The sequence below is a fragment of the Leptolyngbya sp. AN02str genome (genome assembly GCF_050565595.1).
GTDB lineage: Bacteria > Cyanobacteriota > Cyanobacteriia > Elainellales > Elainellaceae > Kaiparowitsia.
Genome location: NZ_JBNXVR010000018.1, coordinates 66,339 through 92,947, shown reverse-complemented (window position 1 = coordinate 92,947; position 26,609 = coordinate 66,339). Strand labels below are relative to the sequence as shown.

Annotated in this window: 25 protein-coding genes; 17 read left to right on the top strand and 8 right to left on the bottom strand. The window is 48.8% G+C overall.

Annotated elements, in window-relative coordinates; all coding sequences use genetic code 11:
* Positions 1-24: 24 nt before the first annotated feature.
* Both ACQ4M4_RS15240 and ACQ4M4_RS15235 read right to left on the bottom strand, forming a co-directional pair.
* Positions 25-744, bottom strand: coding sequence for a hypothetical protein (locus ACQ4M4_RS15240; RefSeq protein ID WP_316437238.1), 720 nt, complete (start codon positions 742-744; stop codon positions 25-27).
* Entirely contained in the window at positions 741-1,322 is a 582-nt protein-coding gene (locus ACQ4M4_RS15235; protein WP_316437240.1) for a GNAT family N-acetyltransferase, read from the bottom strand. The genes ACQ4M4_RS15240 and ACQ4M4_RS15235 overlap by 4 nt, the downstream gene beginning before the upstream one ends.
* 130 nt (positions 1,323-1,452) lie before the next feature.
* On the opposite strand from ACQ4M4_RS15235, the gene lexA reads away from it, so the two are divergent.
* The 7 genes from lexA (at position 1,453) to ACQ4M4_RS15200 (ending at position 9,346) form a co-directional block, all read left to right on the top strand.
* Positions 1,453-2,064 (top strand): LexA family protein, encoded by a 612-nt coding sequence (gene lexA / locus ACQ4M4_RS15230; protein WP_430685299.1) that lies wholly within the window; start codon positions 1,453-1,455, stop codon positions 2,062-2,064.
* A gap of 68 nt (positions 2,065-2,132) precedes the next feature.
* Complete coding sequence (dnaX, locus tag ACQ4M4_RS15225; RefSeq protein WP_316437243.1) at positions 2,133-3,578, top strand: DNA polymerase III subunit gamma/tau; 1,446 nt, start codon at positions 2,133-2,135, stop codon at positions 3,576-3,578.
* On the top strand, positions 3,575-4,540 hold the full coding sequence (gene holA / locus ACQ4M4_RS15220) for a DNA polymerase III subunit delta (protein WP_316437244.1): 966 nt from the start codon (positions 3,575-3,577) through the stop codon (positions 4,538-4,540). Before dnaX ends, holA begins: the two co-directional genes overlap by 4 nt.
* 103 nt (positions 4,541-4,643) lie before the next feature.
* Positions 4,644-7,265, top strand: coding sequence for a DEAD/DEAH box helicase (locus ACQ4M4_RS15215; RefSeq protein ID WP_316437245.1), 2,622 nt, complete (start codon positions 4,644-4,646; stop codon positions 7,263-7,265).
* A 68-nt stretch (positions 7,266-7,333) separates the two neighbouring features.
* Positions 7,334-8,212, top strand: a complete 879-nt coding sequence (gene recA / locus ACQ4M4_RS15210; protein ID WP_430685298.1) for a recombinase RecA — start codon at positions 7,334-7,336, stop codon at positions 8,210-8,212.
* Positions 8,213-8,401: 189 nt separating this feature from the next.
* Positions 8,402-8,641 (top strand): hypothetical protein, encoded by a 240-nt coding sequence (locus tag ACQ4M4_RS15205; RefSeq protein ID WP_316437246.1) that lies wholly within the window; start codon positions 8,402-8,404, stop codon positions 8,639-8,641.
* 54 nt (positions 8,642-8,695) lie between these two features.
* Positions 8,696-9,346 (top strand): hypothetical protein, encoded by a 651-nt coding sequence (locus ACQ4M4_RS15200; protein ID WP_316437247.1) that lies wholly within the window; start codon positions 8,696-8,698, stop codon positions 9,344-9,346.
* A 353-nt stretch (positions 9,347-9,699) separates the two neighbouring features.
* On the opposite strand, the gene ACQ4M4_RS15195 is transcribed toward ACQ4M4_RS15200, so the two are convergent.
* A complete protein-coding gene (locus tag ACQ4M4_RS15195) occupies positions 9,700-11,427 on the bottom strand; it encodes a type IV secretory system conjugative DNA transfer family protein (RefSeq protein ID WP_430685306.1) in 1,728 nt (575 codons plus the stop codon).
* A gap of 413 nt (positions 11,428-11,840) precedes the next feature.
* Here ACQ4M4_RS15195 and ACQ4M4_RS15190 point away from each other — a divergent pair, with 413 nt between their 5' ends.
* On the top strand, positions 11,841-12,887 hold the full coding sequence (locus ACQ4M4_RS15190) for a DUF5895 domain-containing protein (protein ID WP_430685297.1): 1,047 nt from the start codon (positions 11,841-11,843) through the stop codon (positions 12,885-12,887).
* A gap of 103 nt (positions 12,888-12,990) precedes the next feature.
* Here the strand turns inward: ACQ4M4_RS15190 and ACQ4M4_RS15185 are convergent, their stop codons facing one another.
* The 4 genes from ACQ4M4_RS15185 to ACQ4M4_RS15170 are packed head-to-tail and all read right to left on the bottom strand — an operon-like array spanning position 12,991 to position 16,948.
* Complete coding sequence (locus ACQ4M4_RS15185) at positions 12,991-13,611, bottom strand: hypothetical protein (protein WP_316437250.1); 621 nt, start codon at positions 13,609-13,611, stop codon at positions 12,991-12,993.
* A 25-nt stretch (positions 13,612-13,636) separates the two neighbouring features.
* Entirely contained in the window at positions 13,637-14,194 is a 558-nt protein-coding gene (locus ACQ4M4_RS15180) for a hypothetical protein (protein WP_316437251.1), read from the bottom strand.
* Positions 14,195-14,207: 13 nt separating this feature from the next.
* Positions 14,208-16,619 (bottom strand): M23 family metallopeptidase, encoded by a 2,412-nt coding sequence (locus ACQ4M4_RS15175; RefSeq protein WP_316437252.1) that lies wholly within the window; start codon positions 16,617-16,619, stop codon positions 14,208-14,210.
* Positions 16,620-16,642: 23 nt separating this feature from the next.
* Entirely contained in the window at positions 16,643-16,948 is a 306-nt protein-coding gene (locus ACQ4M4_RS15170; RefSeq protein WP_316437253.1) for a hypothetical protein, read from the bottom strand.
* Positions 16,949-17,051: 103 nt separating this feature from the next.
* Between ACQ4M4_RS15170 and ACQ4M4_RS15165 the strand changes: the two genes are divergently transcribed.
* From ACQ4M4_RS15165 to ACQ4M4_RS15155, 3 genes are all read left to right on the top strand, one after another.
* Positions 17,052-17,756: a hypothetical protein gene (locus tag ACQ4M4_RS15165; protein WP_430685296.1), complete on the top strand. Its 705-nt coding sequence runs from the start codon at positions 17,052-17,054 to the stop codon at positions 17,754-17,756.
* A gap of 68 nt (positions 17,757-17,824) precedes the next feature.
* A complete protein-coding gene (locus ACQ4M4_RS15160; protein ID WP_316437255.1) occupies positions 17,825-19,612 on the top strand; it encodes a bifunctional 3'-5' exonuclease/DNA polymerase in 1,788 nt (595 codons plus the stop codon).
* 138 nt (positions 19,613-19,750) lie between these two features.
* On the top strand, positions 19,751-20,083 hold the full coding sequence (locus ACQ4M4_RS15155) for a hypothetical protein (RefSeq protein WP_106172994.1): 333 nt from the start codon (positions 19,751-19,753) through the stop codon (positions 20,081-20,083).
* 42 nt (positions 20,084-20,125) lie between these two features.
* On the opposite strand, the gene ACQ4M4_RS15150 is transcribed toward ACQ4M4_RS15155, so the two are convergent.
* Complete coding sequence (locus tag ACQ4M4_RS15150; protein ID WP_316437115.1) at positions 20,126-20,821, bottom strand: DUF305 domain-containing protein; 696 nt, start codon at positions 20,819-20,821, stop codon at positions 20,126-20,128.
* Positions 20,822-21,123: 302 nt separating this feature from the next.
* Between ACQ4M4_RS15150 and ACQ4M4_RS15145 the strand changes: the two genes are divergently transcribed.
* The 6 genes from ACQ4M4_RS15145 (at position 21,124) to ACQ4M4_RS15120 (ending at position 26,564) form a co-directional block, all read left to right on the top strand.
* Positions 21,124-21,453 (top strand): four-helix bundle copper-binding protein, encoded by a 330-nt coding sequence (locus ACQ4M4_RS15145; RefSeq protein WP_316437116.1) that lies wholly within the window; start codon positions 21,124-21,126, stop codon positions 21,451-21,453.
* A 158-nt stretch (positions 21,454-21,611) separates the two neighbouring features.
* Positions 21,612-22,169 (top strand): DUF305 domain-containing protein, encoded by a 558-nt coding sequence (locus ACQ4M4_RS15140; protein ID WP_316437118.1) that lies wholly within the window; start codon positions 21,612-21,614, stop codon positions 22,167-22,169.
* Positions 22,170-22,647: 478 nt separating this feature from the next.
* A complete protein-coding gene (locus ACQ4M4_RS15135) occupies positions 22,648-22,917 on the top strand; it encodes a heavy-metal-associated domain-containing protein (RefSeq protein WP_316437119.1) in 270 nt (89 codons plus the stop codon).
* 67 nt (positions 22,918-22,984) lie between these two features.
* On the top strand, positions 22,985-25,270 hold the full coding sequence (locus ACQ4M4_RS15130) for a heavy metal translocating P-type ATPase (RefSeq protein ID WP_316437120.1): 2,286 nt from the start codon (positions 22,985-22,987) through the stop codon (positions 25,268-25,270).
* 80 nt (positions 25,271-25,350) lie between these two features.
* Positions 25,351-25,554, top strand: a complete 204-nt coding sequence (locus tag ACQ4M4_RS15125; protein WP_316437122.1) for a hypothetical protein — start codon at positions 25,351-25,353, stop codon at positions 25,552-25,554.
* 53 nt (positions 25,555-25,607) lie between these two features.
* Positions 25,608-26,564, top strand: a complete 957-nt coding sequence (locus ACQ4M4_RS15120) for a cupredoxin domain-containing protein (RefSeq protein ID WP_430685295.1) — start codon at positions 25,608-25,610, stop codon at positions 26,562-26,564.
* Positions 26,565-26,609 lie beyond the last annotated feature (45 nt).

The following is a 26,609-nucleotide window of genomic DNA, read 5'->3' as shown; positions in this document are numbered from 1 at the left end:
GACTGCTGTGGTGGATAAGGTCGCCTAGGGGATAGATACGCCCTGGGCACTGAGGTTTCTCTCAGGATGAAACCTCCACAACAGGTTGGTATCTAAGGAAATCACTTGATCAGGTGCCAGAATGCCTCCGACTGTGAGGACTTCCAATTCTCCTGTTTCTTGAGGATGCTGAGTCTTGACTTTAGCGATCGCTTCTTCAATTCCAGTTTCCTGAACGATGTAAATCTGTGTTTCACCTCGCAGTACCCATATTGGCTTAGACCAGGTATGTCGAGGTTGAAGTACTGCTTTATGAATAATCTGATGGCTCAACTGAATCAGTTGTTCTAAGGTATCTTCAGAGCAAAGATCAGCAATCTGTGATTGAAATAATTCTCTGAGTTCTTCTGTTGGAATATGTTCTGTGACATTTGTTGAATCTAACAACGATGTAGAACTCGAAGAACTATCTAGGGTTTGCACAATCAAAGATTCAAGCCGACGTTGAATCTGGGTTGCAATGGAATCAAAGTCTGGTTCCATCAGAATGTGCCCTAAGTGCTCTCGCAACAGGGTCTTCAATTGCTCATCGTCAAGAGCAATCCTGCGAGTACTGAGATACCCTGAAAGCCCCTTTCCCAAATCCCGTCCGCAACCCACTTCACCATTGGCAGCGTCCTCTGCTTCAACCAATTCCATCAGGCGCTGATGACGAGCTGCTTCGTCAGATGTAGCTTTTGGCTGGGCAGGAATCGATTGTGTCATGGGTCGTCTATCCTCAAAGTCTCGAAGTAAACGAGGTTATCGGGTTCTTCAGGATCAGGACCGCAATTGAGCAGCCCAATTCTCAGCTTTCTATAGAATCCTAGCGCACCTGGGAGAGCATGTAACCCGATTCTGCCTTGATAACCCAGTTCGTGGCTGCGGGCGATCGCAAAATCTACTAGATTGCCCCCAACGCCTTTGTAAGTTGGAGGGTTCGTCATGAGAGGTCGATTCCAAGGAGCGGTTGCTAAAGCACTAATGTACACCAACCGTCGTCGCAACTGAGATTCAATCTGACAGCGTTTCTTCAAGACATCGAGCATCATCAGCCCCTGAGTGACACCCTCGCACTCGATCGCGTACAGCTCATCGCCTGGGAGCAACTTCGATCGACGGCTCTTGCCGACCCAGTTCCAATACTCATCGTCTTGACCGCTTCCTGCCAAGATCGGCTCCCAAAGTGTCTTGGCATCCTCAAGGTGCTTATCAGTCACCTCCGTCAGAATAGCATCGACGATCTGTTGATCGTGAACTTGCAGTAGCTGAATGATGCAGTCCAACGGAATAAGAAGATTCAACAACGGCTCTCATTATAAGGCTTTGGAGCTGGGGATTTGCTCATCAAAAATCCAAACGCCTAATTTTTTACTAGCTTGCCTAAAATTAAGAACAATTGTACTATTAAACCAACTTAGCTACTTCTATCAAATGCAACGCCCATCTCCCCACCTAAGGCTCCTTGAATACTTGGAAGCTTATATTCAGCTTCACGGTTATTCTCCTGTCATTGATGAAATGATGGAAGCAATGGAGAAGCCGCGCGGTGCCATCCAAAACAGTCTCAGATATTTGGAACGAGAGGGCTACATTGAACGGCGATATGGAAAAGCCCGTGCTATCCGAATCCTTAAATCAAACCGAGGTGGCATTCCGATTTGGGGAACGATCGCCGCAGGCTATCTTAGCGAGGTATTCACCGATAGTCAGGATGTGCTACCAATTTCCAGCCCGAAACTAAAATCTGGGGATTTTGCACTCCAAGTGGCTGGAGACAGTATGATTGGCGATCACATTCCGGATGGCTCATTTGTGATTATGCGTCCTGTCTCTGACCTTGCTGCATTAAAGGATGGAGAGATTGTGGCAGCGTGGGTAGAAGGTAGGGGTACGACATTGAAGCACTTTTATCGTGAAGGCAAGCACATTTCGCTGATTGCATCTAATTCTAACTACCCTCCCATTACGGTTGATGCAGAAGAATGCCGAGTAGAGGTGCAAGGTGTCTTGTTGTGGGTTTTGCGAGAGTGGAGTGATCTTTAAGTTACCTCCACTAAAGCAAGCTGCCCCTGACTAGGGGCGATCGTCATGATGATTAAACCGATATCACCATGCCGACCACCGCCTTACATCAAAAATATCGCCCTAAAATCCTGGCAGAACTGGTTGGACAACCCTACGTCCAAACCGCTTTGACCAATGCCATCAACCGGATGCACATAGCCCCGGCGTATCTCTTCACAGGTTCTAGAGGAACTGGCAAAACCTCTACTGCGCGTATCTTTGCCAAGTCTCTCAATTGTCTAAGCTTTGACGGACCTACCGATGAACCTTGCGGCACTTGCCAATCCTGCCGATCAATTGAAACCAGCAATAGCCTGGATGTAAGTGAGATTGATGCAGCTTCTAACAATGGGGTGGATGATGCCCGTGCTTTGATTGAACGCAGCAGCCTTGCACCAGTGCAGGGGCGCTCCCGAATTTTTATTCTTGACGAAGCACATCAATTAACTACCCAGTCGCAAAACGCTCTCCTGAAGTGCATTGAGGAGCCACCACCTCATGTGGTCTTCATCCTTTGCACAACGGAAGTGCATAAGGTCTTGCCGACGATTGTGAGCCGCTGTCAGGTGTTTCATTTTCGGGCGCTGTCGCTCCACACGATCTCACAGCACCTTCAGGACGTTGCGGAAGCAGAAGCGATCGCTGTCAGTGATGATGCTTTAATGGCGATCGCCCGGTTTGCAGAGGGAGGCTTGCGAGATGCGCTTCAGCTGTTGGGTCAGGTCAGTTTGCTGGGTGAAAAAGTGACCGCAAACCATGTAATCGAAATAACTGGGGGAGTGACAGAAACAGACCTGTTGGCAATACTTGATGCGATCGCTACCAACGATATCTTTCAACTCCTTAAATTAGCGCGAACCCTGGTGGATTCTGGTAAAACTCCCAAATTGATTCTCAGCAGCTTACTCCAGACCTACCGAGATCTCCTCATTCTCAAATCAGCTCCTAAAGCATCAGACTTGCTCACCAGTCCTGCCAACTACAACCAATTAAAGGTAATTGCCTCTCACTGGGATTTTGATGTGCTCAATCAATCCTTGATGCAATTGCAGAAGGCAGAAGGCTATCTTCGCAACACTACCAATGCCGCTGTTTGGCTGGAAACGTGTCTACTGAACTTGATGCCACTGCTCCGATCAGGTTCTCCCAACCAGCCAAACGGGAAGCAGCCAGCAGGCAAAAACGGACACCACCGTAAAGCAGCCATAGAGCCATCTTCAGCAGCTACAGAAGATTCCTCTGATTTGTCAGCCGTCTGGCAAAGAGTCATCGTTTCTGCAAAGCCAGGAACTCAAAAATTGCTGAGCCAGGGGCGATTGATCAAGTTGCAAGGAAATAAGGCAATTTTGGAAGTCGCGCCTGCTTCTTTGGCAAAGTTTGAGACGAATCAACAGGCGATCGCCCGAATGCTTCAGCGAGTTATCCAGAGCCAAAAACCAATGACCGTATTGATCAGAACGCTCGCAGCTAGCAGAAATGGGAGGTCGGGATGATTGTTCTGTTAACTGGAGATGATCAGTTTGCCATTCGACAAAAACTAGAGCAATACAAAGCAGAACTTGATCCACAATGGCTAGAGTTTTGCTATCACCGCTTTCCCGCCAGTGCTTTGGAACAAGCAATTAGTGCGGCACGAACCCCTTCGTTGAGTGGTGGTAAACGGCTTGTTGTCGTAGAGGATTGCAATCTTAAGCAGTGGGGTGATGCCCAGTTAGAAAGTTTGCAGCAACTTGCTCAGGTGCCAGATTCTACAACGCTTGTATTCATGGCAACAAATGTGGACAAGCGCCTGAAAATCTACAAGCATTTGATCAAGCACGGTCAGTGTTTCGAGCTGTCATTAATTCCGTCTTGGCGTACAGATTTGATCGCAAAGGCAATCGCCACTCAAGCAAAGCAGATGAAACTCCGACTGCCTAAAGATGTCATTGAATATCTGGCAGAGGCGATCGGCAATGACATGACCCGTGTTGCTTCAGAACTCCGCAAGCTAGCAATCTATACAAATGGTCAGCCTGTCGGTCTTGCTGAAGTACAAAGCCTGATTCCTTGCCAGACTCAGAGCAATCTGCAACTGGCGGAGGCGGTTCGCAACGGGGAAAGTGAAGCAGTGGTGCGTCTGATCGACGAATTGCTGGCTCGCTCTGAGCCAATGCTGGTGATGGTTGCGACTCTACTGACCCAGTTTAGAACCTGGCTATGGGTTAAAAGTGCGCTTGCGAGTGGTATCCAGAACAACACTGAAATTGCTCAACTGTGTAACGTGGGGAATCCTAATCGGCTTTACTATTTACGGCAAGAGGTCGCAACCATGCCCCTCAGAACATTGATTCAGGCAGTAACCAAATTAGTGGAGTTGGAGATGTCGATTAAGCAGGGTGCTGTCCTGGCAAACGCCATCCTGCCCTCTCTGCTGGCGATCGCGCGGTTGTTTCAGACTATTTATTCCAAGTGACTTTTGGGGGCAGCGGTTTGAGGCGATCGAATGCCTGTAACTGTGCAGGCATCTGCCTTCCCCTATGGGGGATGTTTTGGGGCAGTGAGCGAAGCCAACGATCATGACAACTACACCGAACTATGGTGCTCTGCTCCAGAGTTTCTGGACACCACCGACAACTTCTATTACAGAAAACCCTGATTCAACGAGCGGTCGTCCTTCTGAACCAACCGATATCATTGAATTCTTGGGAGAAGACTTACTCTGGCAGCAAACCATTTCTGCACAAGAGCCAGATTTGAAAGAGATTCCTGCTGATTTGCCACCTGAATTGGTTGAGGCTCTTCATGCTCAGGGGATTCACCAGTTCTACTCTCATCAACTCAAGGCTTTGCAAGCCATTCGTGCAGGCAAGAGTCTAATTCTCACCTCTCCCACTGCCAGCGGCAAAACACTCAGCACCTACCCCGGCATTCTGGAAGGTTGCATAAATGCAGGACACCGGGCATTGGCATTTTACGGACTCCGCGCACTAGCGCTGGATCAGTTTCACAAAATCTCGGAGTTGCTCTCAGCGATGCCTGTTGTCTCCCGTCCTGTATTGGCAATGATGACAGGAGATGTGAAGACCGAAGAACGGGAGCAAATTCTCGCATCCGATCCTCACATTCTGGGAGTCACGCCAGAACTGATTCATTTTCAACTCAAGCAAACCTGGAAGTCAGAGCGCTGGGCAACCTTCTACCAACATTTGCGCTATGTGTTGATCGATGAGGCACATACCCTTTCAGGTAGCTATGGAGCCAACATGGCTTGGTTGATCCGTCGCATTCGGTTAGCAGTGGATCACTATGGCGGTCGCTCCAGAGAGCTGCAATTCATCTTTCTGAGTGCAACCTGTGGCAACCCGAAACAGCTTGCCCAGAAGCTGTCCGGACTGAAACCAACTAAACGTGTTCCAAAGCCTCTCATTTGGATTCATAGGAGCGGAGCTGCGGCACCCCATCGTCAGGTAGTTCTGACTCAACCCAGCTACAACCTGACTGCGGATACAGCCCGTATTATTCAGTTCTTGTTAGTTCAGGGAAAGTCCGGGATTGTCTTTTGCAACTCGCGCCGGAGTGTCAGGGATCTAACAGGATTGCTGAAGTCAAACCAGGTGGCTGCTTTCTATGGCGGTATCAATCCAGAGCGTCGGGCTGAGGTGGTTCAACAACTCCAGTCCGGTATCATTCAATGGATTATTGCGACGGAAGCCTTAGAAGCTGGCATTGACCTACCTGAGCTGGAGTGCTGTGTTCTAAGGGGCTGGCCCGGCTCCAAGATGGCATATCAGCAGCGCAGCGGTCGAGCCGGACGTGTCAAACCGGGAATGACAGTGCTGATTCCCAATGCTCTTAATCCAATCGATCGCTACATCACAGAGCATCCAGAACTGTTGATCTCTGGCGAAGCGGAGGACGTTTTCTTCAATGATGAATATCCCATCTTTGCGGCTAAACATCTTCTCTGTGCCGCAGCAGAAACGGGCATTCCCACCAGCAAAATCAAGCATTACTTTGGGAGTGCTGCGATTGCGGTTGCAAAACTTTTAATGGCTCAAGGACATCTCAATAAAGGGCGTAATGGGCTGTGGGCGCGGGGCTACCCGCATAAAGATGTCAACTTTCGGGGAGGTGTGTCTCAAACGACCGTCAAACTGATGGATGCTGAGTCGGGCGAAGCACTGGAAGAAGTGTCAGAGGACATTGCCTATCGGGAAGTGCATCCTCATGCCATTTACAAACGACAAGATGGCGATGGGCAAATGTTGACCTATCAATGCATCTCGCTCGACTTAACCAGTAAGCAGGCAATTCTGAAACAAGTGCCGGATAGCCCCCTATTCACGGTTGCCTTCACTCAATCGGAAACCAGCAGCCTGAAGGCTTTAACCAATCCGGTCGCATTGCCTTTAGAATTTCCCCATGCGGAAGGGGTTGCTGATTTACCTGCCGTTCTAACGCTTGAACTCAGCTATGGGCAAATCAGCCATGTCACCAGCGGGTACAGTTTGATGACACAGATCTATGAACAGACCTGTCTGAACCGGCGCTGCTTGAACTACAAAGAGCCGTTACCAAGCGACCGTCGCTGTCCGCTTTGCAGCAAGCTGACTCGCAAGGCACTGATTATCAAAACCTTATCTGAGGAAAGTTTTGAGCAGCCTTATCGGACTCAGTTTTCAGCCCCTATTGTCAAAGTGGCGATCGACTCCACTGCCCAAGACTATCTTCAAACCTTTGCCAGAGAAGCAAGAACTAGCTTGAGTCGCAGTGGGCAGCCAATTCCACCCGGCTATCAGCAATTATGGGAGCATCCCAGTAGCCTGATCGCCATCCACAGCTTTGGGCATCAAATTCTGCGATCGCTGCAACTGTTTGCCAGGGTTGACCCTAGAGAAGTGAACTTTTCGGTAGTTAAGGAAGCTGGCGATCGCAACCACTATGCAGGCTATTTCTACGACACCAGTGACGGCGGAAATGGGGCTTCTGAAGCTGTGTTCAAACATATGGCTGAACTTGGGAGTGTGGCGGCTGCGATTGCTCGTAGTTGTGACTGTGATGTGGGTTGTGCTAAATGTTTGATTCAACATGGCTGTCCTGATGGCAATACCGCTTTATTGAAACAAATGGGATTAGTCTTGTTGGATGCCATTACTTCACCTGGCGTACAAACCGAAGTAGAAATAACTCCTGAATAACGCTCAGCTATCGCTGCACATTCACCGATCTTCAGCAATGGAGATCGGTTGTTCATTTTTCAAAAGCGATGGCTAACAAATTAGCAGCTAAGCAATCAAACCTCGAACGAACACTGGCAGCGATTAATCGGGAATTGGGAGATGGTTCTATCGTGCGGCTGGGAGATGCCAGTCACATGAAGGTGGAAACTTTCTCTAGTGGCTCAACTGAACTAGATTTGGCATTAGGAGGAGGATACCCTAGAGGACGCATCATTGAGATCTATGGACCAGAAAGTAGCGGTAAGACCACGCTGGCATTACAGGCGATCGCCGAGATGCAAAAGCTTGGAGGTATTGCTGCTTTTGTCGATATGGAACACGCCCTCGATCCACTTTATGCAACTGCGATCGGAGTCGATATCGATCAAATGCTGGTCAGTCAACCCCATAGCGGTGAGATGGCAATGGAACTGGTTGAACAACTGGTGCGTTCCAAGAGTGTTGATCTGATTGTGGTGGATTCTGTAGCTGCATTGGTGACAGAGGCGGAACTCCAAGCAGATATGGGTGATTTTCCGACGACTTCCATTGCCTGGTTGATGAGCAAAGCCCTCCGGCGGTTAATGAATTGCCTGCATAGTCAATGCACCGTGATTTTTCTGAATCAACTGCGTTTCAAGATTGGTGTAGTTTACGGTAATCCTGAAACAACCACAGGTGGAAATGCACTCAAATACTACGCTTCAATGCGGTTGGATACTCGCCGGATTCAGACATTGAAGCGAGGGAGTGAGGAATACGGCATTCGAGTCAAAGTTAAGGTGGCAAAGAACAAGATTGCCCCACCCTTTCGAGCGGCAGAAGTTGACATGATCTTTGGCAAAGGCATCTTCAATGTCAATGCTCTCAATAAGCTTGCTGCAACCAACGGGCAAGTAGATAGCGATTTGCTGCTGTGTCGCTAATGATTTCAACCAAAACCAGCCGCAACCCGAAACTGGACTACCACGATCTCCCACAAAAACGACAGCTTCTCGAACCACAACGTTGTGGTTCAAATTTGGAGCCAGTTAATGCTGTCTGAATTCAGACAGTACTTTTTTCTCCCCTAGCGGGGTAAATGGGCAGTTTTGATATCCCTTTCAGCAATACTTATGGAACCTGCTCAATTTCATCAACTCAGAAAAGCACTTGGCACCTTCTACTGGGACAACGGATTTGAAACTTTCTGCTATGTAACTGGATTTGATCCACAGTTTCAACATGCTCAAGAGAAGTGGCAGCAATTTTCAACTTGTGTTCAAGCGATGGGACAACTGGACGATCGCACCTGGGAAACGCTGTTAGAAGCCAGTCTGGCTGCCCAACACACCGAGCCGCTACTGCCTAGATAGAGACTGTAGCGGCGACAAACGCCGCATAGGTAGGATAGTTATCCCTTCTTACCTATGGCACTTTTTACTCTGGCTGATCTGCATCAGGTTCATCAACGTCAACAGCCTCTTTTGGGATTACGCACTCATGAATCAGAATTTGCACTTGATCGAGCAGATCCAGCTAATTTCCAGTTGTTGATGAAACAGCTATTTCTGGGACTGCCAGTACAACCTCTTTTGGATACTCACCCATTGATGGCTCGATGGGTCACTGAAGCCCAAGAACTGGTTCCAGAGCTTTTCCAGGGTAGGAAGAAACTCTGGATTGATGCGCCAATGATTGCTCCTCTGACGACTGGGGACACTCCAATTTTCATTCAAGTTCAGGTTAACTACGGTCTTCGACGAGGGATGCCCAGACTTTATGAATGGGCGATTTGCTCTGCAAAACCAACCTGGCAAGATGCTGTAAAGCTTTGGGTGATGTCTGTGCATTACACCATTCCTCCAGAGAAATTATCTCTGGTTGGTTTAGCACTGCATCCATCTCTGCCAGCTCAAAAACTCCGATTGCAGTGGGATCAAACGCAACAGGATCAGACGCAACAGTGGTTAATGCAGCTTCTGACGCAGCCTACCAAGCTTCCAATGCCTGAAATCCATACGAACACTGATTATTCGTTGCTGTTGAACTTAGATGCGATTCCAGAAGTGCCTCTGTAGCAATGAATCAGCGCTATTTCACATCCATTTCTGCATTTAAGATAATGCGAGGTGTTTACTCATGACAACGCGATCGCCTCAATCAAATGATCCTACGCGTGCAATTCCAGTCTTGCATCCAACTGTGCCAATGCCAGAATTCTCATTCTTCCAAATCGTTAAAGTTAGGACAACCAAGGAAGTTGGAACAGTTGTTGGAATGTGGTGTGTCCAAACGGAAGGGCAGTCTTATCAATGGCTTTATCGATTAGAAGGATTGACAGAGCGGAGTACAACTTGGTGGCAAGAGTTGCAGATTCGTAGTTTGGATCGTAGACAAAATCGTTGATATGTTCGTGTTGATAACAGAGCTATTACTGTAATCCTGGTGTTGTAAAAGTTCGTTTAGGGAAATGATCGAGTGCATCAGTTTCAACACCACTTTTTGATGGCGAAGCTGGTGTTTCTCCTTCATCAGGAAGTGGTAACATTCGTTCTGCTTCTTCAATCCGATCATACAAAGCTTGCGTTAATGCATCTACATTTGGCAGAATCACTTGACTCTCCAAGCCTGCTCGCACTTGCACTTCCCATAATGCCTCACTCTCCTTTGCACGTTTCTCATCTGCTTTAGAGACAGGAATAATCAACGGATAAGGAATCGATGCCTGTCCGCCTGAACTGTATCCAGGACTGGTGATCACGCATTTGCCTTGAGGAAATTTGAGAATTTCATCGGCGCTGATCACCGGCATTTTTTGCAGATTCTCACTCCAGCTAATCGAACGGCTCATTTGTCCACCGAGCGATCGCCCCGTCGTTCGATTTTTGATCAGCACTTCTTTTTCGCCGTACCGTTTTGAATAATCTTCAGCCGTTTTATGATTACCGGGATTAAACAGGACGTGGGTGCTACAGGCAGAGGCGATCGCCGCACCCATCTTATCTCCGTAAATATCATAGAGTTGATCCAAACTTTGGATGCCCAGGATAAAACAAGCGCCGTTGGAACGGTATTCGTTAATCCACTGAGGTAGGCGATCGAGTTTGATCGAGGGCAGCTCGTCTAGAGAAATAATTAGCGGATCTTTGCGAGGTGTGCTGAGATTTCCTACAATCGTCAGATGAATTGCAGCAGCTAGCAGCGGACCTACCACACTGCGACGTTCATCATCTAGTTTAAATACTACGATTTCTCGTCCTTCCAAACGAGTTGGAATCGTTGATTTGCCAATAAAGGCTCGTAGCAAGTCTGCCTGAATGAACGATGAGAAGGTGCCTGCGGCGGTTGTTAGGATACCAGAGATTGTTTTTTCAGCGTCCTTCGCACTGAGGAACTGCACAAAAGAGGTAGCGACCCATTCATCTAACTGTTTGGATTGCACCGCATAATCGATTCGATGCACCAAGTTAGGCAGGCGCAACACGGCGTAGAGCATTGCCATATCGGGATAATGGGAACCCTTGACCAGTTGCAGCAATGCCTTTGCCAGCAAGTCTCCTGCCTTGGTGAAGAACTCGTCGCTCCGCCCGCCGTCCCCCTCTCTGGCGTTGCGATTGATGACTTTACCGATCTCCCCTGCCATCACTCCATCGCGTGCATCCCGCATGTAATCCAACGGGTTAATCACGCCACTAAAGGCTTCTCCTGGTGCAAAGACTCTGACCTGATACCCATATCGCGCTGCCAGGGGTGCATGGAGGCGCATCTGATCACCCTTTTTGTCGTAGAGCAGAATGGGAAAGCCTTGCTGCATAGTACTTTCCAACATTCGATCGATTGTGGAGTAAGTTTTTCCAGAGCCAGGAGCACCGATGACCAACGTACCTCGCTCAGAACTGGGAAACCAAACTGTTGGGGAGGCTCCCAATGTTGTTTGTATTGTTGTTATCACCCCGCGCCATGATCCTTTTGCCCAATAACGAGGTGTGCCAGACCAGAGCGTTACTTTGTTGTGTTTACGTTCCCGAATCTGTTTGAGTGACAGGCTGGTTGCAGATAGTTTCTCCGCAGTGCCGCATAGCTTGCCTGTCGTAATCTTGCCCTTACCCGATCCACTGATGCGGAGCAGCAACAATACAACCAGTAATCCACCCAGCATCATCCAACCTTGAGGATTGTTGTATTGCTGAAGCATTTTGCCAAAGTCGATCGCTGCCAGTGGTTGGGAATGGGATGGCACCTGGATTAGGGCAGTGGATTTAGGGCTTTTGCTGCCGGAGAGATGATTTAAGTATGTCGGCAAGGGGAGAGGCATCGCGAATGACTAAAATCTGGCAGGAATTCTAACGATTGCAAGTCAGGTAATGGCTCAACCATCTGGACATTTTTTAGGAGGTAGGGAATGGAGTAGTGATATTCAGTGGCTCAATCGCCAAATCGTATTGTTTCTGTCTCAGGCAACTTCTCAGGCTAACGCCTCGGAGTGGGGATAATTCATTTGACTGCACTGAAATGGTTAAATCAACGAACTCCAGAAATAGCTCTACCAGCACTACCAGAACGGGTGCTAAAGTGGCGACTCCCAAACCACCAAAATCAACTGCGGCGACTGGCTCTCGCGCAACTCGAACTGAAAGGACGGAACCAGACGAGTTTGAAGTTGATCCAGATCTACTCAGCGATGCCTACAATCAGGTGCGCCGACCGCAGTTGCCCTATGGCATTGTCGTTAATGATAAGCCCGCTGGCATTCTGATTCCGATCGATCAGTTGGAAAAGGCGGGCTGGATTGCGATGCCCGATGAAGATGATCTCACGACCGTTACCTTCACTGAAGATGTCACGGGTCTTTTGATTACAGAAGCCCGGTTGCTCGTGCTGGCATTTGTGCTGGAATACATCCGTTACAAGTCGGATGTGGAAGACTTGGGCGGCACTGTGGTTGGACTCTATGACGAGTACCGCAACAGCCTTGACAAGAAATCTATGGATGTTTGTTCAGAACATGCGCTGCTGTTTCTAGATAAAGATAACCAACCGCTGCATACAATGCCGATCGTGGTGCGGTTCAAAAACGTTGCGCTTTGGAGCTTTAAATCAGCCCGCGAGGAGTTCTACCGTGCCCTGGAAAAAACGTTTGCGGACTACTTCAATGTGCCTTTTAGCGGCAAGAACGATCGATGGCGGAGTCTGGGAGTGTTGGAGGTGGAGTTCAAAGCCGTTAAAGAAGGCGAGGGTAAGAACAAGCATGACTGCTGCAAGACGGTGGCATATACCAAACCGACGATCGAAACGTTGTCTCTCCTCTATTTGGGTACTCCTACGGCAAAGGCGTTGATCTGGCAGCAGCATGATGCGATCGCAGGATTCACGGAGCCTCAATCTCTGCCTGCCTTGCCAGGTGAGGTAGAAGCGGTTGAAGTAGAAGTATTGCCGCCTCACAAGAATGGTACGGCTAACAAAGCCTCAAATGCTAAACCTTCTACAAAACTTCCAAGAAAAATCAAGCAGATCGAAGAGGATGAAGATTTCCTGGATGATCTGGAGAACTCAGATGCAGAGTTAGATGATGAGGACTTTGATTTTGAAGATGATGACTTGGATGATGACGAGGAGTAGTCTAATTTATCTCTATTAATTGTTCTGGATTAACCCCTGCTGGAGCTGAATTGGCTACAGCAGCTTTTTTGCTTGCTGCTAAAGGACTAATGTTGAAAGTCATTCAGGACGTGAAGAGTTGACTATCGGCAAGCTGGTAACGATCGCCATTAAAACAATAATTCAATTGACGTAAGCGTTCGGCTTTGCCGCCTCGGAGAGAATCGCCCTCCATCTGTAACACCTTCAAGCAGGGCAGAGCCTGACCCCGGTTTTCTCCGACTTGAAATAGCGGTTTGTTGGCTGGAAGGTTAGGGTTGAGATAGTTTTGGAACACCTCTACTGCGGATTGATTCTCTCTTAACCAGTAGCCAGCATAAAGACAACCCAAGGCTCCACATAGATTAGGAGTATTGAAATTAAACAGCGTCAGTTTGCCTGCTTTTCCGTCTACAGTCCAGGCAAGCAGGTTTTCTTTGGCTTGTGTCATATTTAGATCCGTGTTTGCTTGAATCACCTGTTCTAAAACAGGCTCAGGGACTACTGCTGTCGCTTTTTGCCAGGGAACCATTGCTGCACTGGAACTACAACCTGCCATGCCAATAAGTACCGATAACAGCAGAAAAAGGCTAAAACCGATGCGAAACCAGTATCCTACCTGCCATAACCAGTGAGGTGGTGCAGGGATGGTGGGTGTGCTCAGTTCTTGCTGAACTGGAGCCAGGTTGGAAGCCGAGCCTGTCATAGCGAGTTTCCTTCTCAACTTGCATTCACTGTTGAACCTGAACATTAGCGGGAACGGTAATACCTAACTGCCGGAGTGCCCAGACTTCCTCAGCAAACCAGGTAGGATTTTGAGTGGAGGCGGCCCCCTCGCTGACTTGTTGCTGAAAGCGATCTTTGCCAATGCGCTGAATTTCTCGCTGGAATCGTGCCAACGTCAATTGTTGAGCAACGGACTGGGGCACAACACTAGCAAAGGGAACGCGATCGCCCATCGGGTTGAAGAACACTTCCTCGCAGCGTCCATTCGTAACCGCGATGATCAGATTCGTTGGTGCTTGGCTGTTTTCGGTGTAAGTTGCCAGCAGGTAATAGTCCTTGCCCTGTAATCGACTAGAGCCGATCAATTCGCTCCGCACAATGGGCTGTCGAGTTTGTTGGGGAATACAACGACTGACGGTTTCTGGGATTCCAGTAGTTTGAGCATCAAGCGGAAGATACCCTAACCCGATAGTGAGCAACATTCCTACCGCTAAGGGTAGCCAGAAGGTTGCAGTCAAACGTCTGCCAATCGATCTCAGTGAAAGTCGCTGCTGGGGTTGCATGGTTGATTCCTCCTTAGAATTGAACCCGCTGTCTGGGATTGATGGAAGAGCCGCTGCGCCAGTTACCAGGGGTAGCGCCTTCAATCACTTCAAAGTGGAGGTGGGGTCCAGTGCCCAAGCCACTCTGCCCACTGCGGGCGATCGCCTGCCCCTGCCTTACTGGAGTACCCGCACTCACGTCCATTGAATCCAGGTGAGCATAGAGCGTCATCCTGCCATTGGCATGTTCCACAATCATGGTTCTGCCATAGCCTGATAGCCAACCTGCGTAGAGAACCTTGCCACCATCAGCCGCTCGAATCGGTGTCCCGATCGGTGTTCCGATATCAATGCCAGCGTGATTGGAGCTACAACTCGCGCAAGGGCTAGAGCGAGGACCAAACTCACTGGTGACAGGGAAGCCTGGAGCAGGGTTGGTCAGCCTACCAGTGACTTGTCCTGGTGTTCCACTGCCCTGGAATGCCTCATTGCTTTTGACTCCAGAGGAATTAGCGGTTGTCAGGGTGGCGCTGGGAGCACAGGTGAGTGTGCCATTGCCACCATTGCGATAGCGAGTCACAGCAGCGCGACCGTAATCTCGCAGGCTCAAACGACCCAAGGCATCAGAGCCTCCACCATCGACACGGCTGTAGTCGCCACCGAAATGTTTTTGGGCAACTCGTTCTAGTAAGCGATCGCCTGTGAAGGGTTGTCCGGTCGTTGGATCAATCTGTCCTCGTGTCACCTGAATTTTGTTGGCGAGGTCTGCCGTAAAGGCGCGATCCTGATCAGCAGGTGGAAAGAACTGAAACAGTTCTGCATCAGTGGGTTGGTAGCCCTGTCCAATGCGATTTAAGAATCCCTGACCCCCTGGCTTTGCAGCAATTAACTGAACTGCATAGGGGTTGTAGCTCATGAACTGGTAGCGTCCTAACCCCCGTCCACAGTTGCTTCCTCCATCCGCACAAGTATGAACTCCAACCGCCTGATAACCTCCGCTGCCAGCACTTTCGATGCTGGCGATCGCTTCTGCCAATGCATCTAAATCAATACCTTGCACAGATTGTGCCGACACAGGCTGACTACTGCCATCTAGACTACAGGGATTGTTTCCATCTTGATTGCCAGCAATAGTTTGGCTGCTTCCAGGTTCTCGGCTGGCTCCGGTGGGTTGAGATGCCACAGCAGCTCGTTGATCGCTCAAATCCCCCACAAACATCAAAGCATTGACTTTGTAGGTAAAGAACGGCACAGGACCAATGAAGTAAGGTGTGCAGCCTAATGCATCAGCACAGAAGCGGAAGAACAAGGCAGTATCTACGGTATCCGTGGTTTCATCTGGCTCCATCACCACAACTTTGAAGGCAGAGCCAAACGGCAAGCGTCCCGTAGGTTCTCGTCCATCATTCACCGATCGCAAGACACCCCAGCCACCCTGGACTTCCTGATATTTTCCTGAAATCCATTGCTTGCCTTCCAGCCTGCCACGCGCACTACGTCCGGCGTTCTCCAGATCATCCAGTTCAACATAGGCGCAATCCGTTTCAGCACAGGGGACAGAAAAGCCCTGAACATCGGAGCCAGAAATAGTGTTATTTCGCTGTGCCTCTGCTGGACCATACACCTGATCAACTCGCATGACCAGGCTACCCAGTTCAGCGATCGGGTTGGGCATTGACCCTAATGGCACCTGACCCAATCCTGGAATATCTTGCACAAAGCTGTTCATCCAGCCCTCAAACTGCTGAAGCTGAACGGCTTCCAGGTTGGGAATAGAGGTGACAGGAAAGCGAGAAAGATCAATCTCCTTTAAGGGTAGCTGTCCAATCTGGGGATTCTGTGCCAGCACTTCAGCTAGGGTTTGATCAGAGACATTAATGCCGATGGCTTTGGCAGCGAGAAGAGCCGCGACAGGGGCGATCGCCCGGACATTAGTTTGTGCTAGCCCCGGCACCACTTTTGCTAAATGGTTCAGGGTTTGATCGGCTGCCAACGTAAACGCACTCAGGGCAACTTGATTGAGATCGAGATTCGTGAGTTGGGCGATCGCCCCTGGTGAAAAGACTTCTGCCTGAAATGCTTGCGAAATGTCCCCCAGCTTCAAATACTGATCGGGAGTCATACCTGCATTCCAACGGCGGCTCAGGTCATACCCCAACGTTTGCACATAGGGTTTGCCATCGATCGAACCAGAACGGCTGATACCCGGCATCTGCGACAGAGCAATTCGGCTCCAATCGGGCAATAAAACTTGAGTTGCAGGTAGCCCAGATTGACTCCCTGCAACTTCTAGAATCCGGGTTGGTAGGCTGCCATCGTCAATGGTGCGAGCAAATGCAGGTGCATTGAACCCGCAAAGGCTGATGACAATCAAGCACAGCGAAATGAGCCATGCCAGAACACGCTGCCTTTTGAAGCCTTCTGGCATTCTCAGTGGGGTATTCATGACATCAGACCGGGTTGAGGGAATTAAAGCTCCAATTCGGGTGCGGAAAAGTTACGCTCTGTTTTCGGCTGATAAGCGGAACCCTTGCCATAGCCCTTTAGATGAGGGTTGGGGTTAGCAGCAGATTCTGAGTAGGGCGTGTCACCAAAGTTTTGCTCAAAGATGTTCTCCTGGTAGCCATCGCTGAAGTGGTCGGTTTGCCAGGGATTGTTGCCAGCTCCAGAAATTGATTGTCCGCCCCCATAGCCATCGGTTTGATAGCCTTCCGTTTGATAACCGCTATTGCTATCGGAATTGATATTGAAATCAGGGATCGGTTCAGTGTTCATCGCGCAAGCCTTCTAAACGAAACGATATACTTGTCAGCCTATAAAGCCTGCCCTAGTGATGACCTCAACCAGTTGGACAACAGTGCTCCAGCCAACTGGCTGTTTGTGGGAAACGGCTTTAGAGGAGACTTGCACTGTGGATCAATTGAGTTTTATTCCTGAAGAATTAGTCCGAACCCTTCAAAAAAATGCTGGTAATGAAGATACCCGTTGCTCATCCAGCACCCTAGAAATGTTGCGGCTTTTAGCATCCCTGGATGTTCCCAAAGAACTACTGGCTTGCATGTTGGAGATGGCAGGGTTTTCGATCCATCATGTTCGTTATTTAGCGGGACCATTAGCATTACATCGAAGTTTGTGGGGAGATGTAATTCCAACTTGGTTGAAGGCTGCCTGTATGCAGGATCGGTTTGACCTCATTCTTTCCGAATATGAACAGGATCAAGTGGGGGACTATGCTACACCGACTGAAGTATTGGCTTACATGATGCCCGCCAGTTTTGAAGCACCCATGCACAGGGACTATTCCGACCTTTACATTTGGGCAGGAAATGAGGTGATGCGGAAGCACAACAAATTACCAGAAGGGGCTGACAATTTTTATGAATTGATTGGTGGCCATGCGATTGAGTTCAAGACTGTCAAGACTGAATTTCATGATCTGAGCCGATCGATTCGTCAGAGTGTGGTGAAGCACGCAGCTCAACAAGGGTGGGGAAAACGGCGCAATCGAGCGAAAGAAGAGGCGCTCGCGGTGGTTAACCCAGTTCAAACAACCGATCAACCGAAACAGGGCAGTTTGTTTTGAATCATGAGAGCTACCGGAATGATGGGTGCTATCGCCCCTTCAGGATAGTCCTCCATCTATTTCCAGTCATGTCCGTCTCCACAACTTACCCTAATTTGAAAAATGTGACCTATCACTTGATTACATCAAGTAGAGAACTTGAAACTACACTGCGATTGCTTGAACAGTCTTCAATTCTTGGCTTGGACTGCGAAACCACTGGGTTAGATCCTCACATTCAAACCATTCGACTGATTCAGCTTGCAGCCCCCAATCAACCGGTGATTCTGATCGATTTACCCCAGATTGCTCCTTGCGATCGCTACCCACTCCGCCAATTCCTCTCCAGTCCTGCGATCAAAATTACTCATAATGGTAAATTTGACTGGCAGTTTCTTACAAAGGCAGGACTCCAGCCCAGTGTTCCTTTCTTCGACACACAACTTGCTTATCGAGTACTAACGGCAGGATTAAAAACGAGTCTCTCATTGCAAACTCTTGCTCAAAAGCTCCTGAACATAGAACTGGATAAAACCCAACAGGTGAGCGACTGGAGCAAACCGCTGACATCACAGCAGTTACAGTATGCAGCAGTGGATGCAGCCATTTTGCTGGAGCTGTATCCGATCTTGGTCAAGAAGCTAGAGCGATCGCAGCTTCTCAAAATTGCTCAACTTGAGTTTCACTGTATGCCTGCGGTGGCTCAGATGGAACTGAATGGTATGTTGCTTGACCTCTCTCGTTGGCAAACGTTAGGGGCAACGCTGGAGAGCGATCGCGATACTGCACTTCATCAAGTCAGACAGCTCCGAATTGTTGGAAATGCTCAAATGTCCTTGCTGCCAGAAATGACAGATGCAATCAACCCCAATTCTCCGCAACAGGTGCTTGCAGCACTACAAGCAGCTGGGATTCCAGTGAATTCGACTAACCAGAAGGAACTGGTGCCACTGGCGAAGCGGTACCCTGTGATCCAAGCGTTATTGGATTACAGGCACCTCTCCAAAATCACAGCTACGTTTGCCGATAGCTTGCCCAAGCACGTCCATCCTGTAACCGGAAGGATTCACCCAACGTACTATCAGCTTGGAGCTAGGTCGGGTCGGTTTTCTTGTCGTAATCCGCCTTTGCAAACCATTCCTCGCGATGCGGCTGCCCGAACTTGCTTTGTCGCTGCACCAGGTTATCAAATCGTGCGAGCGGACTATTCTCAAATTGAGCTGCGAATTGTTGCCCGCTTGAGTGGCGATGCCCGGATGCAACGAGCATATCGTAAAGGTGAAGACCTGCATCGACTGACAGCAGCTCTAGTAACTGGAAAAGCGATCGCTGATGTGAGCGAGGAAGATCGACGGCTTGCCAAAGCCATCAATTTTGGGCTGATTTACGGCATGGGTGTCACCAAACTTCAGAGCTACGCTGAGACAAAGTATGGGGTCACTCTGTCTCTGGAGCAGGCAAAGGCATTCCGAAAACGCTTCTTTGAAGCATACGCCGGAGTGGCAGAGTGGCATGAGACGATCAAGCGTAGTTACATCCGGGGAACAAAGGAGAGCCGTACCCTAGCTGGACGTCGGCGCAGGTGGGCGGATAAACCCAGGCTGGCAGAGTTGCTGAACCATCCAGTCCAAGGATTGAATGCTGACATCACGAAATTGGCGTTAGTGAAACTTAACAAAGTACTGGCAGAGACAGGAGCAAAGCTGATTTGCACAGTTCATGATGAGATCTTGCTGGAGTGTCCTGTTGCTGAGGCGAAGCATATCAGTTATCTCTTACATCGCGGCATGGTTGCAGCAGCTCGGAAGTTTCTGCATCCGATCCCGGTAGTCGTAGACTTCAAAGTTTCAGCTAGTTGGGGTGGTGATGAAGCTTAGGGAATGGTTTTGCCTTTATAACGAGTTAAGTTTTCCCTAAGCAAAAGCAGTACGGGTGAATCTGGACTTAGGGAATAAAAACAAGCTAAAGATTCCTAAGTATTCCCTAAGCAATTTTTGCGGGGTCAGGGGTGGGAGATGCCAAAGCGGAGCAAAGCAGCGCGGTTGATTCAGCAACTCCAGGATTGGAGTGATGAAGAGTTAGGGGATCTGGCTGAAATGATTCAGGGGCTATTGGAGTCACGGCAGCAGGAGGCAGAGGAGAAGAACCAGGAGACTCGTGAGGATGGCACACCGCTGGGGAAGCACGGAGGGCGAGGGCATATTGAGCTGAAGATGATTCCCGATGCTAAGACGGGTAAAACCTATGGACCTTACCGCTATCTGCGCTACTGGGGAGTAACGAAGAAGGGGACGATGGGATTGAAGAGCGTATATTTAGGCAAATTTAGCGAAAAAGGGGAAGAATGATTGGCTTCCCCAATGTATTAAGACGAGAAGTATTTTCCGATATTACTGCCCGTACCAGTCCTTCCGCCACTGCACCATCTGATCAATTTCTTGCTGCTGACTATCAATAATGTTCTGAGCTAGTTCTTTAACTTCAGGGCGATCGCTCTTCTCTAACGCTTCCTGTGCCATTGCAACTGCCCCCTCATGATGAGGAATCATAGCATTCATAAATCGCAAATCAAACTCTTCGTCCGCTTCTCCGAGATCCATCTGCATCGCCATGCTCTGTTGATGCGATGCGGTCATGGGCATCATCGATTGACTGGCTGCATCATACATTACTGGCTCTGCACTGGCGTTCGGATACCATGCTTGCCGCCATGCTCGTAACAACTCATTTTCTTCGCGACTTTGCGATTCAATAATGTTTGCGGCAAGCTGCTGAATTTCTGAGCGGCTCGTTTTTTGCTGAGCTTCTTCCGCCATCTGAATTGCGCCTCGATGATGGAGAATCATGGCATCAATGAAGCGCAGATCAAAGTTTTCATCGGCAGGTCCCAAATTCATGTTCATCATGGAGCCATGATCCATTGGCATGGGGCTATTCATGGAGCCATGATCCATCTGAGCCATCGTGGAGCTGCTAGGACGACTTTCAGCAGCTTGTTCGGAGGCTGTACCACTACAAGCAGCTAGGCTAAATGACACTAAAGGCACGATTCCGACCAACAGAAATGAGGCGAGTGTCTTTCTCATTAACGTAACCACCTAATCAAGCCTCCAGGTTTTTGGGTCAAAGCATTAACTTCTTACAAGCGTTAATGATGACAGACAAAAATAAAATCAGGATGAAATCTTAGCTGGTAAACAGCGATACAAGCCAAGACGAGTTTGTGGTAGACGCACTAAAAAATAAAATCAACATGAAATCCCTACTGTCCAAAGGTCGGAAATTATAGAAAATATCTTTACCTCAAAAGCTGGATGCACAGTATCTATACAACTTCCTACCGTACTCCTATGAGAAGAAGTTTTATCGTTTCTAGGAGAATCTAACAATGCCACATCAGCAGTATAAAACCAGTATTGATGCTGCCATTCACTGTGCTCACGAATGTGAACACTGCGCTGATACCTGTATGGGCAGCATGGCAGAGTGCGCTCGTCTCTGCCGCGATTGTGCCCAAATGTGTTGGACGATCGCTGGCTACATGAGTCGCGGGTCTCAATTCATCCCTCAGGTTGTTCGAGCTTGTATCGATATCTGCGAAGCCTGCGCCAGTGAATGCGAAAAACACAATAACGAACATTGCCAAAGCTGTGCCAAAGCTTGCCGCTCGGCAGTTGAGGAATACCGCAAGGTGGTTAGTGTTGCCACATCGCGTTAATTCGACCGAAATTTACAGTTTAAAGTATCAGGAGGTTGGCAAGCCTGCTTGATAAGCTTGCCAATTCCCTCTACAACTTCTGCGCTTATGTAAGTCGGCTATAGAAGTGACGGGAGGAGTTGAGCGAAAGCATTATTTTGAAAGGGTGGAGAAGCAACATGAATCAACAGAAAGACATGGCAGGAATGGGTTGGAACCGATTCGCAGCGATGATCGCGACCTCGACGTTCATCATGTTCTTCTTGATGTATCAGCTTATATACTCACTTGATCACGCACTGTTTAGCGTAAATCGACTGGTCGCCTCATTGGTAATGGGGTGTGTGATGACCGTTGTGATGCTTTCCTTTATGTGGTCGATGTATCGAGGAGTAGGAACCAAGATCGCAGTTCTCGGTTTAGCTACCGCGCTCGGCGTGATTCTGCTCTCCGTAAATAGAACCCAGGCACTGATCGGAGATGTCACCTTCATGAAGGCGATGATTCCCCACCACTCAATTGCCATTAACAATGCGCAGAGGGCAAGCATTAGCGATCCGCGCGTTCGTGAGCTTGCGGATGAGATCATTGCGTCGCAGGTTCGTGAAATAGCTGAGATGCAGTTGCTCCTCGATGATATTGCGGAGAACGGAGAACGAGGGGAGGTCGAGCTTCCCGCTCGATCGACCGAAATAACCCCCGAGATGGAGCGCCAGATTAGAGAAGTAGTGCAGTAAACAGACAGGTTTTCGTTGTGAATGCCTAGCGCGTATTATCAATTGAGCCAGATGGCAGCAGCAGCCAAGTAAACTAATCGTAGCTTTAGTTCCGTCACTTTAAAATAAAAAATTCTTCTAATCCTGGGAAAGGAAAAAGTTGAAGCATGGACTGGCTAGTACTCGCAGGTGGTGTTGGACTGATACTCCTGGCTCTTACAGACCTTTTCTTAACCGTTTTACATCAGCGGGCAGACGCAATTACTTCCACAATCTCTTACGTTGGACTGAAGAGAAGCGAATTGTAGCTTTTTGCTGCAATTAATCCAGCCAGAAGTAGAAGAATTATAGCCCTAGTTGGTCTGGCAATAGACTCCAGGGTTTGTTCGTTTCAACATGAGTTGAGTAGACTCGATTATTTTTTCCAGTTCCCCCTTGACTCTCTAGTGAACTAGAGACTCCAAGATAGAAGCAGTTACACATTTAGAGATTTAGAGTCATGGCTCTTCAACTGACGGTTCCCAACATGGCTTGCTCTGCCTGTAGCGACACAATTATCAAGGCGATCGAGGCGATCGATCCTAGTGCTACAGTTCAAGCTGATCCTAAAACCAAGCAAGTTAATGTTGAAACACAAGCATCTGAAGCATCGGTAAAGCAAGCGATCGCAACAGCAGGTTATCAGATAGAAACTGCTATGGAAACAGTCACAGCAACTCCAGCTGAAGATCGTGCCGAAGAGGATTTGAGCCAGGACTTAGCCCAATAGTGTTGAGGTCAAGTTAGCTCACCAAGACTGGTTATCCGGTTGCAGTAGAGAATTCAAGGGGAATTTAATGGAAAGTACAACACTTAAACTGCGCGGCATGAGTTGCGCTTCCTGTGCCAACAGTATTGAAGAAGCCATTCGGTTGGTTCCGGGTGTCCGTGAAGCAACGGTTAACTTTGGTGCAGAGCAAGCAACAGTTCACTATGACCCCAAGAAGACCGATCTACAAGCGATTCAAGCGGCGGTGGATGAAGCTGGGTATTCAGCCGCTCCCCTTGACGATCAACGGATGGTTACGGGGGAGGATGATGTTGAGAAAGCGGCCCGCCAAGCTGAATCCCGCGACCTGCGTCGCAAGATTATTGTCGGTGCCGTAATCAGCGTAGTGTTAATTATTGGATCATTGGATCACATGATTGGGGTGGATTTGCCCTTTATTCCCGCCCTATTGAAAAACACCTGGGTTCAGCTTGTTTTAACGGCTCCAGTACAGTTTTGGTGTGGCTATACCTTCTACATTAACGCTTGGAAAGCTTTCAAGCGCCATACTGCAACAATGGATACTCTGATTGCCCTGGGCACCAGTGTTGCTTACTTCTATTCCGTGTTTGCTACCCTCTCTCCTGGTTTCTTTTTGAATCAGGGACTCATGCCAGATGTCTACTATGAGGTAGCGGCTGTTGTCATTACGCTGATTCTATTAGGACAGTGGCTAGAAAATCGTGCCAAAGGACAAACCTCTGAAGCTATTCGTAAATTAATTGGGCTGCAAGCAAGGACGGCACGGCTAATTCGCAATGGGCAAGAAGTGGATGTGCCGATCGAAGAAGTCCAGCAAGGGGATGTGGTGCTAGTGCGTCCAGGTGAAAAGATTCCGGTGGATGGTGAAGTGGTAGATGGTGCCTCTACGATCGATGAATCTATGGTAACGGGTGAGAGTATTCCAGTAAAGAAGCAGCCTGGAGATGAAGTGATTGGAGCCACCATCAACAAAACGGGCAGCTTTAAGTTCCGCGCCACTCGCGTGGGTAAAGATACTGTCTTGGCTCAAATTGTTCAACTGGTGCAGCAAGCGCAAGGATCGAAAGCCCCTATTCAACGGCTTGCCGATCAGGTGACGAGGTGGTTTGTGCCAGTGGTGATAGCGATCGCCATCCTCACCTTCATCCTCTGGTTTAACATTATGGGCAACATTACGTTGGCGCTGATTACCACCGTTGGTGTGCTGATTATTGCCTGTCCCTGTGCCCTTGGTCTGGCAACGCCGACATCGATCATGGTGGGAACGGGGAAAGGTGCAGAGAATGGCATCTTGATCAAAGGTGCAGAGAGTTTAGAACTGGCTCATAAGATTAAAACCATTGTTCTGGACAAAACGGGAACCATTACGCAAGGCAAACCAACCGTCACGGATTTTGTCACAACCCAAGGCACTGCCCATCAAAACGAGTTAAACCTGATTCGATTCGCAGCATCCGTTGAACGCAATTCAGAACATCCCCTAGCGGAAGCGGTGGTCCGCTATGCCCAATCTCAACAGGTCGAATTAGCAGATGTCAGAGAATTTGAGGCGATCGCCGGCAGCGGTGTGCAAGGGGTTGTATCCATTCGCGGAGCGTCTCCGCAGGAAACTCGGTTTGTGCAAATAGGGACTCGTCGTTGGATGGAAGAACTCGGCATGGAAACTCATTCACTGCAAGCGCACCAAGAGCGGTTGGAATATTTGGGTAAAACAGTCATCTGGATTGCGGTGGATGGCGAAATTCAAGGTGTAATGGGGATCTCAGATGCCTTGAAACCCTCTTCTGTAGAAGCTATTCGTGCCTTACAACGCCTCAAACTAGAAGTCGTGATGTTGACTGGAGATAACCGCCGCACGGCTGAATCGATCGCCCGTGAAGTTGGCATTCAGCGAGTGTTTGCGGAAGTGCGACCGGATCAAAAAGCGGCAACAGTACAAAAACTTCAATCAGAGGGCAAAATTGTGGCGATGGTGGGTGATGGCATCAACGACGCACCTGCTCTGGCTCAGGCGGATGTGGGGATGGCAATTGGCACGGGAACCGATGTGGCGATCGCCGCCAGCGACATCACGCTGATCTCTGGTGACTTACATGGTATTGTCACTGCCATTCAACTCAGTCGTGCCACGATTCGCAACATTCGGCAAAACCTCTTCTTTGCCTTCATCTACAATACTGCCGGAATTCCGATCGCAGCGGGTATTCTTTTCCCTATTTTCGGATGGCTTTTGAATCCCATTATTGCTGGAGGAGCAATGGCACTCAGTTCTGTGTCTGTTGTCACGAATGCGCTACGCCTGCGGAATTTCCAAGCCCATCCTAGCCGCTAAGCCTGGCAGCAAAGACAGAACAGCAGAAGTTAAAACTAACTGATTTTGAAAAATGAATGTTTTTATTTCAGGAGGAAAGCATGGATAGTAAAGCAGCCCTTTATGGCGTAGGTGGTCTAGTTCTTGGTGTCGTTCTGACTATTCTGATTGGTGTAGCTGGTATGGCTGGCATGATGGGTGGAATGGGCAGGATGATGATGAGAAATATGTGTGGGTATCAAGGCTCTGTGGAGTCGCCTGACGCTAATTATACGGCGAACCAGCCAGAACAAGTTATCCCGTAAAACAAACCGAAGCAGCGTTTGGAAGGAGTTGATTGATGATAAGCAAAAAAAGAATGGTAGGTCGCTTAGCTGGTTTGCTCGGATTAATTCTGGTAATGGGTTCAGGCACAGCAGTGGCACAAATGCCAATGGAAATGCCCGCCACCGAAGGAGAACAACGAACTCAGTTTCGCCGGATCGATCAACCGCTAGGAGTGAAAGGGGCGGTTGCAGCCGGGGGATTAGCCCTAATTGGTTTAGAACTGTGGTGGTTCCTTTTCAGCAAACCGAAATCTCAAAAAGCTGAGAGTAGGCAAGGGATTCAGGAGGTGACAGTGATGGTTGACGGTGGCTACGATCCCAGCCGTGTGGTGGTCAATGCTGGACAGCCTGTGCGGTTGAACTTCGACCGCAAAGATCCCAGCAGTTGTTTGGAAGAGGTACGTTTCCCAGACTTCCGCATTGCTCAAGAATTACCGCTCAATCAAGTTACACCGATCGAATTCACGCCTAACAAACCTGGTCGATACGAGTTTACCTGCGGCATGAATATGTTTAGAGGGATAGTAGATGTACAAGCTGCGGAGGGAGGTACAGCAACCGCGATCGCCTCTGTTCCTCAGTCAGCGCATCCTACTGATCAGGTAACTCATCACACTGAGCATTTAACGAATTCGACATCCAGTGTTGAAGCAACAATGACATCAGCAGGAATTCAGGAAGCAACTGTTACTGTTGCTAAAGGCTATCAACCCAAGCGGGTTATTGTTGAAGCTGGATATCCCATTCACTTGCATTTCGATCGCAAGAATCTCAGTGAATGCTATGACCAATTGCTCATTCCAGAGTTTGACGTGGCTATTGATCTCAAACCTGACCAAATCACAACAGTGGAATTTACACCAGCCCAGCCCGGTGAGTATGAGTTTATGTGTGGCATGAAGATGAATTATGGAATGATCGAAGTGCGACCTGCAAAAACTTCCAGCAGTAAAAAATGGTTTTCTCAAGATTCAATCCGAGAAGCGTAAAACTTTTATGGGATGAATGAAGAGACGATCAATTCTCCAGTACCC

Excerpts from the sequence above, each read along its gene's own strand:
- ACQ4M4_RS15145 (WP_316437116.1), top strand. The coding sequence starts at position 21,124 with ATGCCACATCAGCAGTATAAAACCAGTATTGATGCTGCCATTCACTGT.
- ACQ4M4_RS15175 (WP_316437252.1), bottom strand. The coding sequence starts at position 16,619 with ATGAATACCCCACTGAGAATGCCAGAAGGCTTCAAAAGGCAGCGTGTT.
- ACQ4M4_RS15150 (WP_316437115.1), bottom strand. The coding sequence starts at position 20,821 with ATGAGAAAGACACTCGCCTCATTTCTGTTGGTCGGAATCGTGCCTTTA.
- recA (WP_430685298.1), top strand. The coding sequence starts at position 7,334 with ATGGCTAACAAATTAGCAGCTAAGCAATCAAACCTCGAACGAACACTG.
- ACQ4M4_RS15130 (WP_316437120.1), top strand. The coding sequence starts at position 22,985 with ATGGAAAGTACAACACTTAAACTGCGCGGCATGAGTTGCGCTTCCTGT.
- ACQ4M4_RS15185 (WP_316437250.1), bottom strand. The coding sequence starts at position 13,611 with ATGACAGGCTCGGCTTCCAACCTGGCTCCAGTTCAGCAAGAACTGAGC.
- ACQ4M4_RS15170 (WP_316437253.1), bottom strand. The coding sequence starts at position 16,948 with ATGAACACTGAACCGATCCCTGATTTCAATATCAATTCCGATAGCAAT.
- ACQ4M4_RS15240 (WP_316437238.1), bottom strand. The coding sequence starts at position 744 with ATGACACAATCGATTCCTGCCCAGCCAAAAGCTACATCTGACGAAGCA.
- dnaX (WP_316437243.1), top strand. The coding sequence starts at position 2,133 with ATGCCGACCACCGCCTTACATCAAAAATATCGCCCTAAAATCCTGGCA.
- ACQ4M4_RS15205 (WP_316437246.1), top strand. The coding sequence starts at position 8,402 with ATGGAACCTGCTCAATTTCATCAACTCAGAAAAGCACTTGGCACCTTC.
- ACQ4M4_RS15155 (WP_106172994.1), top strand. The coding sequence starts at position 19,751 with ATGCCAAAGCGGAGCAAAGCAGCGCGGTTGATTCAGCAACTCCAGGAT.
- ACQ4M4_RS15125 (WP_316437122.1), top strand. The coding sequence starts at position 25,351 with ATGGATAGTAAAGCAGCCCTTTATGGCGTAGGTGGTCTAGTTCTTGGT.
- holA (WP_316437244.1), top strand. The coding sequence starts at position 3,575 with ATGATTGTTCTGTTAACTGGAGATGATCAGTTTGCCATTCGACAAAAA.
- ACQ4M4_RS15195 (WP_430685306.1), bottom strand. The coding sequence starts at position 11,427 with ATGCTGGGTGGATTACTGGTTGTATTGTTGCTGCTCCGCATCAGTGGA.
- ACQ4M4_RS15135 (WP_316437119.1), top strand. The coding sequence starts at position 22,648 with ATGGCTCTTCAACTGACGGTTCCCAACATGGCTTGCTCTGCCTGTAGC.
- ACQ4M4_RS15140 (WP_316437118.1), top strand. The coding sequence starts at position 21,612 with ATGAATCAACAGAAAGACATGGCAGGAATGGGTTGGAACCGATTCGCA.
- lexA (WP_430685299.1), top strand. The coding sequence starts at position 1,453 with ATGCAACGCCCATCTCCCCACCTAAGGCTCCTTGAATACTTGGAAGCT.
- ACQ4M4_RS15180 (WP_316437251.1), bottom strand. The coding sequence starts at position 14,194 with ATGCAACCCCAGCAGCGACTTTCACTGAGATCGATTGGCAGACGTTTG.
- ACQ4M4_RS15120 (WP_430685295.1), top strand. The coding sequence starts at position 25,608 with ATGGTAGGTCGCTTAGCTGGTTTGCTCGGATTAATTCTGGTAATGGGT.
- ACQ4M4_RS15215 (WP_316437245.1), top strand. The coding sequence starts at position 4,644 with ATGACAACTACACCGAACTATGGTGCTCTGCTCCAGAGTTTCTGGACA.
- ACQ4M4_RS15200 (WP_316437247.1), top strand. The coding sequence starts at position 8,696 with ATGGCACTTTTTACTCTGGCTGATCTGCATCAGGTTCATCAACGTCAA.
- ACQ4M4_RS15160 (WP_316437255.1), top strand. The coding sequence starts at position 17,825 with ATGTCCGTCTCCACAACTTACCCTAATTTGAAAAATGTGACCTATCAC.